Origin of the sequence: Nonomuraea sp. NPDC049419, assembly GCF_040676995.1 — a bacterium.
Taxonomy (GTDB): Bacteria; Actinomycetota; Actinomycetes; order Streptosporangiales; family Streptosporangiaceae; genus Nonomuraea; species Nonomuraea salmonea.
Genome location: NZ_JBFAQB010000018.1, coordinates 21,442 through 35,021, shown reverse-complemented (window position 1 = coordinate 35,021; position 13,580 = coordinate 21,442). Strand labels below are relative to the sequence as shown.

General features: G+C 72.3%; 14 protein-coding genes and 1 pseudogene. 6 read left to right on the top strand and 9 right to left on the bottom strand.

Annotated elements, in window-relative coordinates; genetic code table 11:
- Positions 1 to 34: 34 nt before the first annotated feature.
- Positions 35 to 499, bottom strand: a pseudogene (locus AB0K12_RS36860) (methyltransferase domain-containing protein); the annotation flags it as partial.
- 37 nt (positions 500 to 536) lie between these two features.
- On the opposite strand from AB0K12_RS36860, the gene AB0K12_RS36855 reads away from it, so the two are divergent.
- Positions 537 to 968 carry a MerR family transcriptional regulator gene (locus AB0K12_RS36855; protein WP_364571764.1) on the top strand — a complete coding sequence of 144 codons (432 nt, stop codon included), beginning with the start codon at positions 537 to 539 and terminating at the stop codon, positions 966 to 968.
- Between the two features lie 3 nt (positions 969 to 971).
- Here AB0K12_RS36855 and AB0K12_RS36850 read toward each other — a convergent pair whose 3' ends face one another.
- Positions 972 to 1,769, bottom strand: a complete 798-nt coding sequence (locus AB0K12_RS36850) for an MBL fold metallo-hydrolase (protein ID WP_364571762.1) — start codon at positions 1,767 to 1,769, stop codon at positions 972 to 974.
- A gap of 140 nt (positions 1,770 to 1,909) precedes the next feature.
- Here AB0K12_RS36850 and AB0K12_RS36845 point away from each other — a divergent pair, with 140 nt between their 5' ends.
- The 4 genes from AB0K12_RS36845 to AB0K12_RS36830 all read left to right on the top strand — a co-directional run bounded on the left by AB0K12_RS36845 (position 1,910) and on the right by AB0K12_RS36830 (position 5,855).
- Entirely contained in the window at positions 1,910 to 3,172 is a 1,263-nt protein-coding gene (locus AB0K12_RS36845; protein WP_364571760.1) for an NAD(P)/FAD-dependent oxidoreductase, read from the top strand.
- 124 nt (positions 3,173 to 3,296) lie between these two features.
- Positions 3,297 to 4,802, top strand: a complete 1,506-nt coding sequence (locus AB0K12_RS36840) for a PQQ-dependent sugar dehydrogenase (protein ID WP_364571758.1) — start codon at positions 3,297 to 3,299, stop codon at positions 4,800 to 4,802.
- Between the two features lie 131 nt (positions 4,803 to 4,933).
- A complete protein-coding gene (locus AB0K12_RS36835) occupies positions 4,934 to 5,533 on the top strand; it encodes a hypothetical protein (RefSeq protein ID WP_364374724.1) in 600 nt (199 codons plus the stop codon).
- 109 nt (positions 5,534 to 5,642) lie between these two features.
- Complete coding sequence (locus AB0K12_RS36830; protein ID WP_364374721.1) at positions 5,643 to 5,855, top strand: hypothetical protein; 213 nt, start codon at positions 5,643 to 5,645, stop codon at positions 5,853 to 5,855.
- A 3-nt stretch (positions 5,856 to 5,858) separates the two neighbouring features.
- Here AB0K12_RS36830 and AB0K12_RS36825 read toward each other — a convergent pair whose 3' ends face one another.
- The 7 genes from AB0K12_RS36825 to AB0K12_RS36795 form a co-directional block, all read right to left on the bottom strand.
- Entirely contained in the window at positions 5,859 to 6,236 is a 378-nt protein-coding gene (locus AB0K12_RS36825) for a hypothetical protein (RefSeq protein ID WP_364571755.1), read from the bottom strand.
- A gap of 95 nt (positions 6,237 to 6,331) precedes the next feature.
- Entirely contained in the window at positions 6,332 to 6,520 is a 189-nt protein-coding gene (locus tag AB0K12_RS36820) for a DUF4236 domain-containing protein (RefSeq protein WP_345405966.1), read from the bottom strand.
- Positions 6,521 to 6,598: 78 nt separating this feature from the next.
- Positions 6,599 to 7,234 (bottom strand): response regulator transcription factor, encoded by a 636-nt coding sequence (locus AB0K12_RS36815; protein WP_364571753.1) that lies wholly within the window; start codon positions 7,232 to 7,234, stop codon positions 6,599 to 6,601.
- Positions 7,219 to 8,484 (bottom strand): sensor domain-containing protein, encoded by a 1,266-nt coding sequence (locus tag AB0K12_RS36810; RefSeq protein ID WP_364571751.1) that lies wholly within the window; start codon positions 8,482 to 8,484, stop codon positions 7,219 to 7,221. Before AB0K12_RS36810 ends, AB0K12_RS36815 begins: the two co-directional genes overlap by 16 nt.
- Before the next feature lie 46 nt (positions 8,485 to 8,530).
- Complete coding sequence (locus tag AB0K12_RS36805) at positions 8,531 to 11,062, bottom strand: FtsX-like permease family protein (RefSeq protein ID WP_364571749.1); 2,532 nt, start codon at positions 11,060 to 11,062, stop codon at positions 8,531 to 8,533.
- Positions 11,059 to 11,826 (bottom strand): ABC transporter ATP-binding protein, encoded by a 768-nt coding sequence (locus AB0K12_RS36800; RefSeq protein ID WP_364571747.1) that lies wholly within the window; start codon positions 11,824 to 11,826, stop codon positions 11,059 to 11,061. The genes AB0K12_RS36805 and AB0K12_RS36800 overlap by 4 nt, the downstream gene beginning before the upstream one ends.
- Positions 11,827 to 11,904: 78 nt before the next feature.
- On the bottom strand, positions 11,905 to 12,531 hold the full coding sequence (locus tag AB0K12_RS36795) for a class I SAM-dependent methyltransferase (RefSeq protein ID WP_364571745.1): 627 nt from the start codon (positions 12,529 to 12,531) through the stop codon (positions 11,905 to 11,907).
- Positions 12,532 to 12,658: 127 nt separating this feature from the next.
- Here AB0K12_RS36795 and AB0K12_RS36790 point away from each other — a divergent pair, with 127 nt between their 5' ends.
- Positions 12,659 to 13,573: a neutral zinc metallopeptidase gene (locus AB0K12_RS36790; protein ID WP_364571743.1), complete on the top strand. Its 915-nt coding sequence runs from the start codon at positions 12,659 to 12,661 to the stop codon at positions 13,571 to 13,573.
- Positions 13,574 to 13,580 lie beyond the last annotated feature (7 nt).

Genomic DNA, 13,580 nt, shown 5'->3' with positions numbered 1-13,580 from the left:
TCTCCCGAGTCGCGCCCGGGCAACGGGGCTGGCTGACCAGCGCGATCCGCCCGCCCGGCCGCAGCAGCCCGCGCAACTCCCGCAGCCGATCCACCGGCTCAGGCCAGAACCCCACGCTGTTCACGGCCAGGACCACATCGAGCGGCCCGCCGAAATCCGGCAACCGCTCCACAGAAGCCACCACGAGCCGCACCCGACCGGCACGCACGGCCGCGGCGTTACGCCGCGCCGCCTGCCGCACCATCGTCGCCGAATGATCGACCCCGAACACCCGGCCGGCACGACGCGCGAACTCCGCGATCGCCACCCCAGGCCCGAACCCGATCTCCAGCACCCGGTCGGTGGGCCGCACGTCCAGCAACGACACCGCCCACCGATTCCGCCGCCTGTTGGAAGGCCGGTACGCGAACAGCGCCCCCTCCAACCACCCGACCACACCCCGAGGGCGATGCGCCTGACTCACCAGCGCCGCGATCACCCGATCCCTGAAAGTCGCCATGAACGAAGTCAACGACTTCACGTACGCTTGATGTCAAATGCCCCAGCACCTGACCATCGGCGAACTGGCGAGCCGCACCGGCGTCGCCACCTCCGCCCTGCGCTACTGGGAAGAACTCGGCGTGCTCCCCGCCATCACCCGCGTCTCAGGCCGCCGCCGCTACCCACCGTCAGCCGTCGAACAGGTCGGCCTCGTGCTCCTGCTCCGCGACGTCGGCTTCACCCTCCAAGAGATCGCCACCTTCACCTCCGCCCGCACCTCCGACGGCTGGCGCGAGCTCTACCAGCGCAAACTCACCGAGCTCGACCACCGCATCGCCCAGGCCCAGGCGGCCCGCACCGCCATCGAACACGGCCTGGCCTGCTCCCACGAGCACATCACCGACTGCCCCCGCTTCGCCGGCGGCATCACCGCCCTCCTCGAAGGCGCCACCCTCGAAGAGGCCCACCGACGCGCCCACACGACCTGACCCTCAATCGGCCAACGAGACCCAGGCGCCGTGCGCGGCCAGGTGAAGACGGGCCGACAAGCCGGCCTCGTCGAACGCCCTCACCAGATCATCCGCCCCCTCGCTGAAGTGCGCCCACCCGTCGTAGTGCGCGGGAACGACCCGCGGAGCGCCCAGGATCGCCGCGGCCGCCGCCGTACGCACGCCGTCCAGACTCAACGGCCGGTCACGGAACTTGCCCGCCACGCGCGCCGCCCCCGCATGCAACACCGCCACGTCCACCGCCGGAAACCGCCGCGCCACCTGCACCACGAGCCGGATCGACGCGTTGTCCCCGCTGACATACACCGTCGGCAACCCCGCGCCCTCCAGCACGAACCCGACCACCTCACAGTTCACGAACCCGTCGGCGTCCCGCTCCCCGTCCTCAGGCCCGTGCACCGCGGGCACCGCCGTCACCACCAGCTCACCACCACCCGGACGCGGCACCGACCGGCTCTCCCACGCCGCCAGCCCCATCGCACCGCCGCCCAGCCGCTCGCTCGCCCCGCGCGTGGTCAGCACCAGTGGCGCCGCCTGCGCGAACGCGCGCCCCCGGTCGTCCAGGTTGTCGGGATGGACGTCATGGCTGACCAGCACGAGGTCCACCGGCCCCAGGCAGTCCTCGCCCACCGCGGGTCCCTCGACCTTGGTGAGGTAGCCGTGCGGGCCAGGGTCGTCGAACGTCGGATCGCTCACGATCCGCAGCCCGCCCAGATCCAGGACGACGGTCGGCCCGCCCACCACCATGACGGCGCTCTCCTGACGCGGAATCTCCCCCATGAAGGGAGGTCTTCCCAGCTCGGGCTTGGTTGATGGGTTTTGATGCAGATAAACCGGGGTGCACTGTCAACCCGACGCCTTTACATTGTAGATTCGTAAGAGGGATGTTGGAGGGCGGCACGCCCGGGCAGAGGCCCCGCATGGACAGCGACCGGGGACCGCGAGAGCCCGTCATCGTCGTCGGCGCCGGGATGGCAGGACTCGCCTGCGCCCTTCGCCTCCACGAGGCCGGGGTGCCGGTGCGGGTGCTGGAGGCGTCCGACGGGGTCGGCGGCCGGGTGCGTACGGACCTCGTGGACGGGTTCCGGCTGGACCGCGGCTACCAGGTGTTCATCAGCTCCTACCCCGAGGCCCGCCGCGTCCTCGACATCGGCGCCCTCGACCTGCGCCCGTTCTCCTCCGGGGTGATCGTGCGGGGCAGGACCGCCGAGGCCAGGGTGATGCTGCCGTGGCGGCACCCGGGGCACGCGTTCAGCGCGCTGATGGCCGGGGTCGGGACGCTCAAGGACAAGGCCGTGCTGTCCGCCGTCACCGGCCGCGACCTCGCCCTGCCTGCCTCGGTGCTGCGTAAAGGGGGCGAGCGGCGTACCGATGAGGAGCTGCGCGCCTGGGGCATGTCCCCCAAGATGATCGACTGCCTGATGCGTCCCTTCCTGGCCGGCGTGCTGCTCGAACGCGAGCTGGAGACGTCGAGCCGGGTCTTCCACCTGCTGTGGCGGTCGTTCGCGCGCGGCGCCATCGGCCTGCCCGCGCACGGCATGGGCGAGATCCCCCGCCAGCTCGCCGACCGGCTGCCGCCCGGCACCGTCACGCTCGGCGCGCGGGTGGAGGAGGTGACGGACGGCGCGGTGCGGCTCGCGGACGGCACCACGGTCAGCGGCCCGGCCGTCGTCGTGGCCGCCGACCCGCACACGGCCGCACGGCTGCTGGAGGAGGTCGAGGCGCCGCCGATGCGCGCGGTGACCACCTTCTACCACGCCGCTCCCCGCTCGCCGTTGGGCGAGCCGACCCAGATCGTGGACGCCACCGGCGTCATCACCGACACCCTGGTCGTCACCGACGCGGCGCCGGAGTACTCGCTGGACGGGCGGGCGCTGGTGTCCACCTCGGTGCTCGGCCTGGACGTCGACGAGCGTACGGTCCTGCGGCGGCTGGGCGAGATCTACGGTCACACGGCCGGCTGGGAGCACATCGCCACCTACCCGATCCCGGCCGCGCTGCCCGCGATGCCGCCGCCGCACCCGCTGCGCAAGCCGGTACGCCTGCGCGCCGGCCGGTACGTGTGCGGCGACCACCGCGACACCGGCTCGCTGCAGGGCGCCCTGGTGTCCGGCCGGCGCGCCGCGGACGCCGTGCTGGCCGACCTGCCCTCGCGCGTGAGGCCCCGCTCCCCCGCGATGTAAGTTTCATCGGCCTGCGGCAGGCGCAGCCGTATCACCGCAGGCCAGCGAAGGGGCCCGGCAAGGCGCCGCGCGTCTTGATCGCGACCCTGGTAACGGCGGCGGACGATCTTATACCGTCCCCGGCATGCCAGGAAAACGCTGGGCCGCGTCCACGCTGCTCGCCCTGTCCCTCCTCGCTGTCAGCACTCCGCCACAGGCCGCCGCGAGCGCGGCGCCGGCGGTGCCGCTGGAGGAGATCAACGCGGTCACCACCCAGGTCGCCTTCGGCCTGCGCCGCCCCGTCGCCATCGCCGCCCCGGACGACGGCACGGACCGGCTGTTCATCGTGGAGAAGCGCGGCACCGTACGCGTCTACCACCCCGACACCGGCCTCGCCCCCGACCCGATCATCGACATCACCTCATCGGTGGACGAGTCGGGCAATGAGCGCGGCCTGCTCGGCATCGCGCTCTCCCCCGGCTTCGCCGACGACCACGAGCTGTACCTCGCCTACACGGCGCTGCCGGACGGCGCGGTCACGCTCGCCAGGTACGACATGGACGACGACAGCCTCGACCCGCTGCTCGCCCAGGAGCACGCCGAGAACACCAACCACAACGGCGGCGACCTCGCCTTCGGCACCGACGGCATGCTCTACATGAGCATCGGTGACGGCGGCGGCTCGGGTGACCCGTTCGACAGCGGCCAGCGCCTGGACACCCTGCTCGGCAAGATCCTGCGCATCGACGTCAGCAGGACCTGCGGCGACCTCGCGTACTGCGTGCCCGGCGACAACCCCTTCGCGGACGTCGCGGGCGCGCGGGGCGAGATCTGGATGTACGGCGGCCGCAACCCCTGGCGCTTCTCCGTGGACCACGCCGACGGCTCGATGTGGATCGCCGACGTCGGCCAGGGCCGCTGGGAGGAGATCAACCACGTCAAGCCGGCCGACCAGGCGGGCGCGAACCTGGGCTGGTCCTGCTTCGAGGGCTTCGAGGTGTTCGACGAGGCGCAGTGCCGCCCGGACGAGACGTACACCAAGCCCGTCTTCACCTACTCGCCGCACACCGGCGGCTGCGCGGTCATCGGCGGCGAGGTGTATCGCGGCGAGCGGTTCGCCGACCTGGTCGGCGGCACCTACATCGCCACCGACTACTGCTCCTCCACGGTGTGGGCGCTGCGCGAGGACGGCGAGGGCGGCTACCAGCAGGCCGAGCTCGGCCAGACGCCGACACAGGTCACCGCGTTCGGCGCGACGCCCGAGGGCGAGCTGTACGTCGTCAACGACCTGCCCGGCGGCCTGCACCGCGTCACGTTCGAGCGGGCGACGCCGACCTGCCACGTCCGGTACGTCAAGCGGGCGTGGGGCACCGGCATGACCGTGGACCTCACGATCACCAACACCGGCACCGCCCCGATCAACGGCTGGACGCTGCGCTTCCCGCTGCCGCGCGGCCAGCAGGTCGTCTCCGACTGGAACACCGACCTCACCCAGTCAGGCGACATGGTCACCGCCGCGTCCGCGGCCCACAACGCCGCGATCGCACCGGGCGCCCACGTCACGATGGGCTACCTCGTGAGTCACACGGGTGACAGCTCGCTGCCCAGCCGGATCTCGCTCAACAGGGACGCCTGCAGCGTCACCCGCTGAGCCGGAGGGGCCGAGATGCGGCGCGGCTCGCGTATGGATAAGGTTCTTGATCAAATGCCGGGTGTGCCGGCGGGGCGCTCCCCCGCCGGCCCGCCCTGCGCCGGTGCAAGAGCGATGATCAGGGAACGTGAGTGGCCAGCCAGAGCAGGGGACGGCCGGGTTGGCTCCATGTCGGCGCGCTCGAAGACCGGGTGCGCAGGGCGTGGGATCCTGGCGCGTTCCCGCCGGCCGAGACCCTGCTCGCGATCATGACGTTCTCGGCGGTGCCGCGCGTCCTCGGCACCCGGCTGGCCGGCCACCTCCACGGCGGCATCATCGTGGGGCCCGGCTCGGTGCCGGACTTACCGGGGTTCGAGCACCTGCGCGGCACCTCGCTGCCCGTCCAGCAGGGCTGGTGGGACCGCAGCGCCGGCGTCTACGACCCGGCGCGGCGCGTCATCGGGGTCGGCAGCGTGCCGTCGCCGTCGGCGAGCGTGGCGGCGCACGAGCTGGGCCACGCCACCGACGACATGGACGGCATGCCGTCGCAGAGCCCGTTCTGGCTGCACCTGCACGCCAGGAGCGCCCGCTACCTGGCGCCGCCGTACCGGGAGACGGTCACCGAGCTGTACGCCGAGGCGTTCGCGTGCGTGCTGGTGCGGCGGGCGCGGCGGCTGATCCAGCTGTTCGACGACGAGCACACCGCCCAGCAGGTCTACACCTGGTTCGCCAGGCGGTACGGCATCGGCTGAACGAACGGCTCCCGGCGGCGGCGCATCCGGCCGCTATGCTGGGGTACGAGACTGTGGTGATCGAAGTGCACGCCATCACACGCGGTATCACACGGAGGGGATGAGGCACATGACCGCGATTCTGCTGGCCGGCGGCGTCCTCCGCGTCCCCGCCGCCACCGTGCTGCCCGACGGCACCCACGTCGACGGCACCCGTGACATCACCCCCGAGGCGCCCGACTATCAGGAGTGGCTGCCGCACGCGATCGACGAGAAGGCGTCCTGGCACGGCGACCGCGACGACGAGGCCATCCTGCGCCGCTGGCGCTCATCCGACGCCTGACGCTCAGGTCGTCACCCTGACCTGCAAGGTGCGCGAGTCGCCCACGACCGGCGCCACCGCCATCCCGGCCCTGGTCAGCGCCTGTACGCAGGCCACGATGCGGCCGGTCGCCACCGGGTAGGGGTCCGTACACGTCACCAGGAACAACCCGGCGTCCCCGGCCGAGACGATGAAACCGGCGCAGCCCGCCCGGCGCAGCAGCGCGTGGATGCGCTCGCTGTCGCGGTCACGCTCGCTCCACAGCGGCCGCCCGCCGGCGCCCACCCCGTAGGTCGGCCCGTCGTCCTGCATCGGCGTCCCCGGGTGCCCGCCGCCGGTCAGGTGCGGTGCGCCTCCGCGTACGCGCCCGTCGTCATCGCCCTCGTATGCGTGCTTTCCCATGGCGGTCACCTCCCGCCGCCGACTTCCCCCAGCGGGGGCGGTGAAACGGCGGGCAGGGTAAAGGGGCGGGCCGGAGCCCGCCCCTTCACGACGTGTCAGCGGCTGCTGCCGATGGTCTTGCGCCAGTGCAGGCCGCCGGGCAGGTTGATCGACAACGTACGGCGTCCGTCCGCCGAACGGGTGACGCGGAACAGCCGGTTGCCCCAGCTGTGCCCCACACCGCGGCGGGACAGGTTCAGCCGGAACGGGCCGAACTTCTTGGACTTCCGGTAGCTCCAACCCATATCGCTTTTCCTCCATGAGTGTGCGAGAAGCCTCCGCTACCCACAGATCGCGCGATATATCGCCTTGAGTAAAATCCGCTAGCGCCGGAGGTAGGTGAGGACGGCTTGGACGCGCTTGTGCACGGAGTCGTCGGTGCCCAGGTCCAGCTTGGCGAAGATGCGGTTGATGTGCTTGGCGACCGCGGCCTCGCTGACGACGAGCGCTTCCGCGATGGCGGTGTTGGTCTTGCCCTCGGCCATGAGGGCGAGCACGTCGGTCTCGCGCGGGGTGAGCTCGTCGACGCGTGATCGCCGGCTGAGCAGCTTGCGGACGACGTGGGGGTCGATGACCTCGCCGCCGGCGGCGACGGTCTCGATGGCGGCCAGGAACTCCTCGACGTCGCCGACGCGGTCCTTCAGCAGGTAGCCGAGCCCGCCTTCGCCGGTGGTGAGCAGGCTGGCGGCGGCGCGGCCCGAGACGATCTGCGACAGGACGAGGATGCGGGCGGCGGGGTTCTCCTCGCGCAGGCGGTGGGCGGCTCTGATGCCCTCGTCGGTGTGGGTCGGGGGCATCCGGACGTCGACGATGGACAGGTCAGGGTCGTGGGCGCGTACGGCGTCCACGAGCGCGCCGGGATCGCCGACGGCGGCCACGACGTCATGGCCCGCGGCGTCGAGGAGGCGGGCGAGCCCCTCGCGGAGCAGGACGGAGTCCTCGGCTATGACGACGCGCACGGAACCTCCACGCTCACCCGGGTGGGCCCGCCCTCGGGGCTGGCGAGCGCGACGCGGCCGCCCAGGGTCTCGATGCGGTCGATGACGCCGACGAGCCCGGTGCCCCTGCCCGGTGCGGCGCCGCCGTGCCCGTCGTCCTCGACGGTGACGAGCAGGGTCTGGTGCGGTGTCGGGGCCGCGCGCAGCGTCACGGTGGTGGCTCCGCTGTGCTTGGTGACGTTGGTGACCAGCTCGCTGACGGCGAAGTACAGCCCGACCTCGACGCCCGTCGGCAGGTCCGGCGGGATGGCGAGGTCTGTGCCGGTGGTCAGGCCGGCGCGCTGGGCACGGGAGAGGAGGTCGTCGAACGCTTCGGCGAGGTCGTGCTCGCGCAGCGCCGACGGGTAGATGCCGTGCACGATGTCGCGCAGCTCGTCGACGGCCTGCCGCGCGTCGGCGCTCGCCTGGTCGACCAGCGGGCCGATGTCGTGGCCGCGGCGCAGCTCGTACTTCATGGTTCCCAGCGTCATGACCAGGGAGGTGAGGCGCTGCTGCGCCCCGTCGTGCAGGTCGCGCTCGATGCGCCGCCGCTCCTCGTCGAAGGCCGAGGTGATGCGGACGCGTGACCGCGTCACCTCGTCGAGGCGCGCCCGCAGGGGTTGCGAGGGCTCGCTGACGAGCATTCTGCACAGTCGCCGCCGGCCTTCCGCGGCGAGGGTCACGGCGTACAGGCCGGCGGCGAACCAGACGACGCCCAGGCACGCGAACCCGAGCTGCGCCCCCGCCGAGGCCGGCAGATCGGGCACCGTGGTCACCGTGCCGGGATCGACGCCCAGGACGAGCAGAACGAGCAGGGCGGCGCCGGAGCCGACCATCATGACCGGCATGAGCAGGGCGACCGACGCGAGCGCGAGGTCGAGCAGCGACAGCGGCAGCAGCAGGGCGCCGTGCAGCAGCTCAGTCCAGGTCGATCGCTCGCAGGACCGCAGGCGCACCCAGCCGGCGAGTCCCCGTGCCGTGGCGGGCGCGTGCGGGCTGGGCGTGGCGCGCCGGTCGATCCACCGCAGCCGCCGGCGTTCCACGTGCCCGAGCGGCAGCCCGGCGAGAACGAGCAGCGGCCAGCACGTCACCAGCCACGAGAACGCGATCAGGGGCGTGGTGGCGAGGTAGGCCAGCGACCTCCACGGCCAGGACGTCACCAGCAACCGCATCGGATGGCGGCGGAGCGCGGCCCCCGGGCCGTCGACCGGCGTCCAGGCCGAACCTGCCACAGCTTCCGTCCTCGCGTGCTCGCCTGCCGTTTCCCGGAGCATCATCTCAGCGCACCGCCTCCAGCGCGGCCACCTTCATGGCGGTGTGAGCGGGGGCGAGCGTGCCGATCGCGGCGGCCAGGTAGGCGCACGCGACGATCGGGAAGAAGGTCGCACCCGTGAAAGGCAACCAGATCGTACCGGTAAGCAGGTATCCGTACCCGGTCATGGTCGCCGCGGCGATGGCCGCGCCCGTGACGACGGCGGTGGTGGCGACCAGCAGGCACTCGGCCAAGAGCGCGCCCGTGATCCGCGACCGTCGTGCTCCCGCCAGCCTGAGCAGGGCGAACTCGCGCCGCCTGGACAGGGTGGAGCCGATCAGCACGCTGATGGCGGAGGCGCCCGCGTAGCCGCCCAGGATCGCCACCACCATGAGGATGATCCACTCGTCCTCGCCGGCCTGCGCGGCCGCCTGCGCCAGATGGGCGTCCCGGTCCGTCGCGTGCGCGCCGGGCGCGATCGCGGCCAGCTGCTCATTGATCGCGGCCAGGGTCGCGACGTGGTCGGCTCCGGGGGCGAACGTGACGTACACGGCGGTTGCGAAGGGCTCCAGGAGGTGCGGCACGAGCGCCGGCAGCGGCATGATCAGGTCGCTCACCCCCATCGGGTCGCGGTACGTCGTGCGCACCACCGCGGTGCCCGGCATCCCGTCCGGGTACAGGAACCTGACCCTGTCACCGATTCGCCAGCCCTTGTCCTCGGCCACGAGGTGCGACACGCCGATGCCGCCCGCGCCGAACTCCGCCCAGCTCCCGGAGACGACGTCGTAGGACAGCACCTCGCGGAAACCGGCGGGGTCGACGCCGGTCACGGTGCCGTTCGAGCGGGAGGTGGGCGGGTCGTCGATGACGAGGCGCGCGGAGACGCTCGCCGACGCCGCCGCGACACCGGGCGTGCGTGCGACCGCGCCGGCTGCGCTCAACGGCACGCCGAGCTGGACGCCTCCGGCCACGACCGCGTCCGCGGTGACCTGCTCGGCGTACACCTTGGAACGCGCCTGCGCGTTCGCGCCGTCCTGGAGCAGCAATACGGAGCTGACCGCGACCAGCAGCGTCAGCGGAACCGACACCCCCGCCGCCCGGCGGAGGTCGGAGCGGATCGCCCGCTCGGCGAGGAATCCGCCGGACCAGCGGCGCAGAAGCGGACCGGCCGGGACCAGCACGCCGCGCAACAAGTCGGGGCCGAGCAGCGCGGCGGCCCCGGCGAGCAGTGGGAACGCCGTCACCACGAGCAGCATCGCGATCGTGCCGCTGAGCGTCGGCACCGGGCCGCCCAGGGCGAACGCTCCGGCCAGGCAGGCCACGGCCGCCGCCGCCAGCACCCCGCCGGACACCGCGCGTGCGCGGCTCGGCTGACGGGCGGGGATCTCGGACTCGCGCAGCGCGTCGAGTGGTGCGACGCGCGTGGCGCGGCGGGCCGGAAGCCATGCCGCCACCAGCGCCGAGAGCACCGCCGCGCCGAATCCGGCCAGCAGCGCGACCGGCTCCGCGCTCACCGCCGAGTCCCGGGCCATGAGCCCCTGACCGACGAAGAACCGCCGCGCCAGCTCGGCCAGGGCGACGCCCGCGACCGTGCCGGCGACGCCACCGAGGGCGCCGATGAGGACCGCCTCCCAGACGATCATTCGACGGAGCAGCCGCGGCCGGGTGCCGACGACGCGCAGCATCGCCAGCTCCCTGCGCCGCTGCCCGATGGAGACGGTCAAGGTGCTGGAGATGACGAACACGGCGAGCGTCAGCGCCAGCGACGCGATGACCGTCAGGAACCCGCTGGAGCCGCCCGCGAGCTCGGCCTGACGCAGGTCGAGCCGCAGGCTGCCGGCCCGCGCGGCGCCGGTCACCACCACCAGGCCGGGGACGGCGTCGTGCAGCGCCGCGACGTCCGTCGTGGACACCAGCGCCAGCACGGGCGCGCCGCCGAGCCTTTCGGCCGTGTCCGGGGTGAAGAACAGCGCGTGCTCGAACTGCTCGCCCGCGCGCCGCGCGATGCCGCTGACGGTGTACGTCTCCGTCCCGGTCGCGAGCCGGATCCGCACCTCGTCGCCCACGCCGGCGCCGGCCGCCGCCGCCACGGACTCGTCGATCACCACGGCGCCGGCTCTCCTGGGTGCGTGCCCGTCGATCAGTGCGGCGCCGTCCGCCACCGCGGTGGACCAGGGATGCCCCCATGAACGGGTGAACGCGTCACCGACCACCGTGCCGTCCCGCGCGACGAGGTAGGCGGGGAACGGGGTCTCCAGGGCGGCCGAGGTCACCCCCGGGGCGTCGCGGACGGCGTCGATCTGCCGCTCGGTCAGCCGGGGCGGCGCGGGCAGGTCGAGCGTGAGCCCGCTCGTCAGCCGTACGCTCGCCGGTGGCTTCACCACCGCGTCCACCGCCGCGAAGCGCCAGCTCGTCACGCTCGCCGCGCCCTGCCGATCTTGGGCGCGGGCGATCAGGAGGGTCGCCGTGACGAGCGCGGCTCCTGTCACGACTGAGAGCAGCGCCGCCAGGATCACCGCCTTGCGGCCCGTCAGGCTCCGCCAGGCCAGCGTGATCACGCGGCCGGCCTTCCTTGAGAGAGGCGGCGCAGCACGTTCCCGGGCGACGGGTCGTCCATCTCGTCCACGACCCGCCCGTCGCGGAGGAACACCACGCGGTGCGTGGCCGCGGCGGCCGCGGGGTCGTGTGTCACCATCACGACCGTTTGCCCCAGTTGCTCGACGGCGAGCCGCAGGAAGCTCAGCACCTCGCCGCCCGTGTGGGAGTCCAGGTTGCCGGTGGGTTCGTCGGCGAACACCACGGCCGGGCAGTGCGCCAGCGCCCGCGCGATGGCGACCCGCTGCTGCTGGCCGCCGGACAGCTCGCTCGGTCGGTGCCCCAGCCGCTCACCCAGCCCCAGCACCCGCACCAGCCGGGCCATCCACTGCCGATCGATGCGGGGGCCGCCGATCCGCTCGCTCAGCGTGATGTTCTCCTCCGCGGTCAACGTCGGGATGAGGTTGAACGCCTGGAAGACGAACCCCAGCCGGTCCCGCCGCAGCGTCGTCAGCCTGCCGTCCGGCAGCCGTGCCAGGTCGGTCTCCCCGATCAGCACCGACCCCGATGTCGGCCGCTCCAGCCCCGCCAGGCAGTGCAGCAGCGTCGACTTCCCTGACCCCGACGGCCCCATGATCGTGGTGAACCGGCCCGCCTCGAACCCGACGGAGACTCGGTCAAGAGCCGTCACCAGCGAGCCGCGGCGGCCGAACGTGCGCGTCAGATCGACCGCGCGGACGACGACAGGCCGCCCGGCGACGCCTGCGTGTGAAGACGAAGAAGACATGCCCCCCATCTCACGGGAGGCGCCCCGCCCGGCGCGATCACGAAGGCGACCCTCTTCGAGGTAACGCAGGCATTACCTTCAGGCCGGCCTGCGAGCGAAGACGAACGCCTGTGGCCGCTCACCATCCGGCTCCAGCAGCAGCTGGGCCTCGATCTCGAACCCGGCCGCACGCAGCCAGCCGGCCATCTGCCCGGGGTCGCGGCGGTGGACGCGGACCCTCATCGGGTGACCGCCGTACCCCTGAGTCTTGAGCCGTACGTCGCCGCCCACGTGGAACAGCAGATGCAGCGGCGCGCCCGGCCGCAGCGCGCGGTGGAAGCGGGCGAGCACGCCCGGGACCTCGTCGTCTGGCAGGTGGATCAGGGACTGCCAGGCGATGACGCCGCCCAGGGAGCCGGGCTCGGCGTCGAACTCGGTCATCGAGCCGACCTCGAAGCGCAGCCCGGGATGCTCGCGGCGGGCCAGATCGATCATCGCGGGCGACAGGTCGATGCCGTACGCGCTCACGCCGAGACGGTCGAGGTGGGCGGTGACGTGGCCGGAGCCGCAGCCGACGTCCGCCACAGGGCCGCCGCCCGCCGCGCGCACGCTCTCGGCGAAGAGCTCCAGCGGGAGGCGCAGATACGGGCGCTCCTGGACAGCGTCACGCACGTACGCGGCGTAGCTCTCGGCGACCGTGTCGTAGGAGTCGCGGGTGTCGGTCAACCAATCAAATATGCCCATGCGGCAGCACTCTAAACTCTCCCGTCGCCTACGCATCGTGAGCCTCTTTGTACATATTTTGTCAATCTCGCCCCAACCTGCCATAACTTGACCTACTGTTTAGGCACATATGAACAACCTTCCTCATTCCAGACTCGCGGCCATCGCGGCCGCGGGCGTGGCCCTCACCGTGGCCGCGTCCTCGCAAGTGTTCGTCATGGCCGGCTCCGCCTCGGCCTCCACCTCCGCGGTGAGCCGGCAGAGCCAGCAGGCACTGCCGGCTCCGGCGCAGGCGGTCCCGGCTCCGGCGGCCGTGAACAGCGCCGCGCAGAGCAGCGCCGCGCTCGCCAACAAGTCGCTGGCGACCGCCAACCGGATCTACCGGTCCGGGCGCTTCGTCGACGTGAACTGCCGGCCGGGCTCGCTCCCCCGTGGCAGCACGGCCGCGTACAAGCGGTTCCTGACGCGCGTGACCACCTGCCTGAACAACGCGTGGTCCCGCCAGTTCCGCAAGGCGAAGCTGCCCTTCTCCAAGCCGCGGCTGCGCATCGTCACCCGTAAGGTGAACACGCCCTGCGGCAAGTGGAACACCGGCGCCGAGGCGGTCTACTGCTCCGCCGACCGCACGATGTACATGTGGATCAGTAAGACGCAGCTGCGCCAGCCGTTCCCGCTGGGCATCACGCGGCTCGTCGCCCACGAGTACGGCCACCACGTGCAGCAGATCTCCAAGATCTGGAGCTACTACTGGACGGCCCGCGCCAGGGCGAGCAAGTCGCAGCAGCTGGCGCTCTCGCGCCGCTCCGAGCTGCAGGCCGAGTGCTTCTCCGCGGTGTTCATGTCCACGCTGCAGGGACAGCCGGACTTCACCGACCGCGAGTGGGACTACACCGTGGACTGGTTCAGGAAGAACGGCGCCAAGGGCTGGCCGCAGAACGACCACGGCAGGGGCCCCACCCAGGCGACCTGGATGACGCGCGGCTACAACAGCGGCTCCCCCGCCGCCTGCAACACGTGGAAGGCCTCCGCCAGGGCCACCCTCTAAGCGTGCA

Excerpts from the sequence above, each read along its gene's own strand:
- AB0K12_RS36845 (WP_364571760.1), top strand. The coding sequence starts at position 1,910 with ATGGACAGCGACCGGGGACCGCGAGAGCCCGTCATCGTCGTCGGCGCC.
- AB0K12_RS36820 (WP_345405966.1), bottom strand. The coding sequence starts at position 6,520 with ATGGGTTGGAGCTACCGGAAGTCCAAGAAGTTCGGCCCGTTCCGGCTG.
- AB0K12_RS36790 (WP_364571743.1), top strand. The coding sequence starts at position 12,659 with ATGAACAACCTTCCTCATTCCAGACTCGCGGCCATCGCGGCCGCGGGC.
- AB0K12_RS36830 (WP_364374721.1), top strand. The coding sequence starts at position 5,643 with ATGACCGCGATTCTGCTGGCCGGCGGCGTCCTCCGCGTCCCCGCCGCC.
- AB0K12_RS36855 (WP_364571764.1), top strand. The coding sequence starts at position 537 with ATGCCCCAGCACCTGACCATCGGCGAACTGGCGAGCCGCACCGGCGTC.
- AB0K12_RS36840 (WP_364571758.1), top strand. The coding sequence starts at position 3,297 with ATGCCAGGAAAACGCTGGGCCGCGTCCACGCTGCTCGCCCTGTCCCTC.
- AB0K12_RS36800 (WP_364571747.1), bottom strand. The coding sequence starts at position 11,826 with ATGTCTTCTTCGTCTTCACACGCAGGCGTCGCCGGGCGGCCTGTCGTC.
- AB0K12_RS36825 (WP_364571755.1), bottom strand. The coding sequence starts at position 6,236 with ATGGGAAAGCACGCATACGAGGGCGATGACGACGGGCGCGTACGCGGA.
- AB0K12_RS36850 (WP_364571762.1), bottom strand. The coding sequence starts at position 1,769 with ATGGGGGAGATTCCGCGTCAGGAGAGCGCCGTCATGGTGGTGGGCGGG.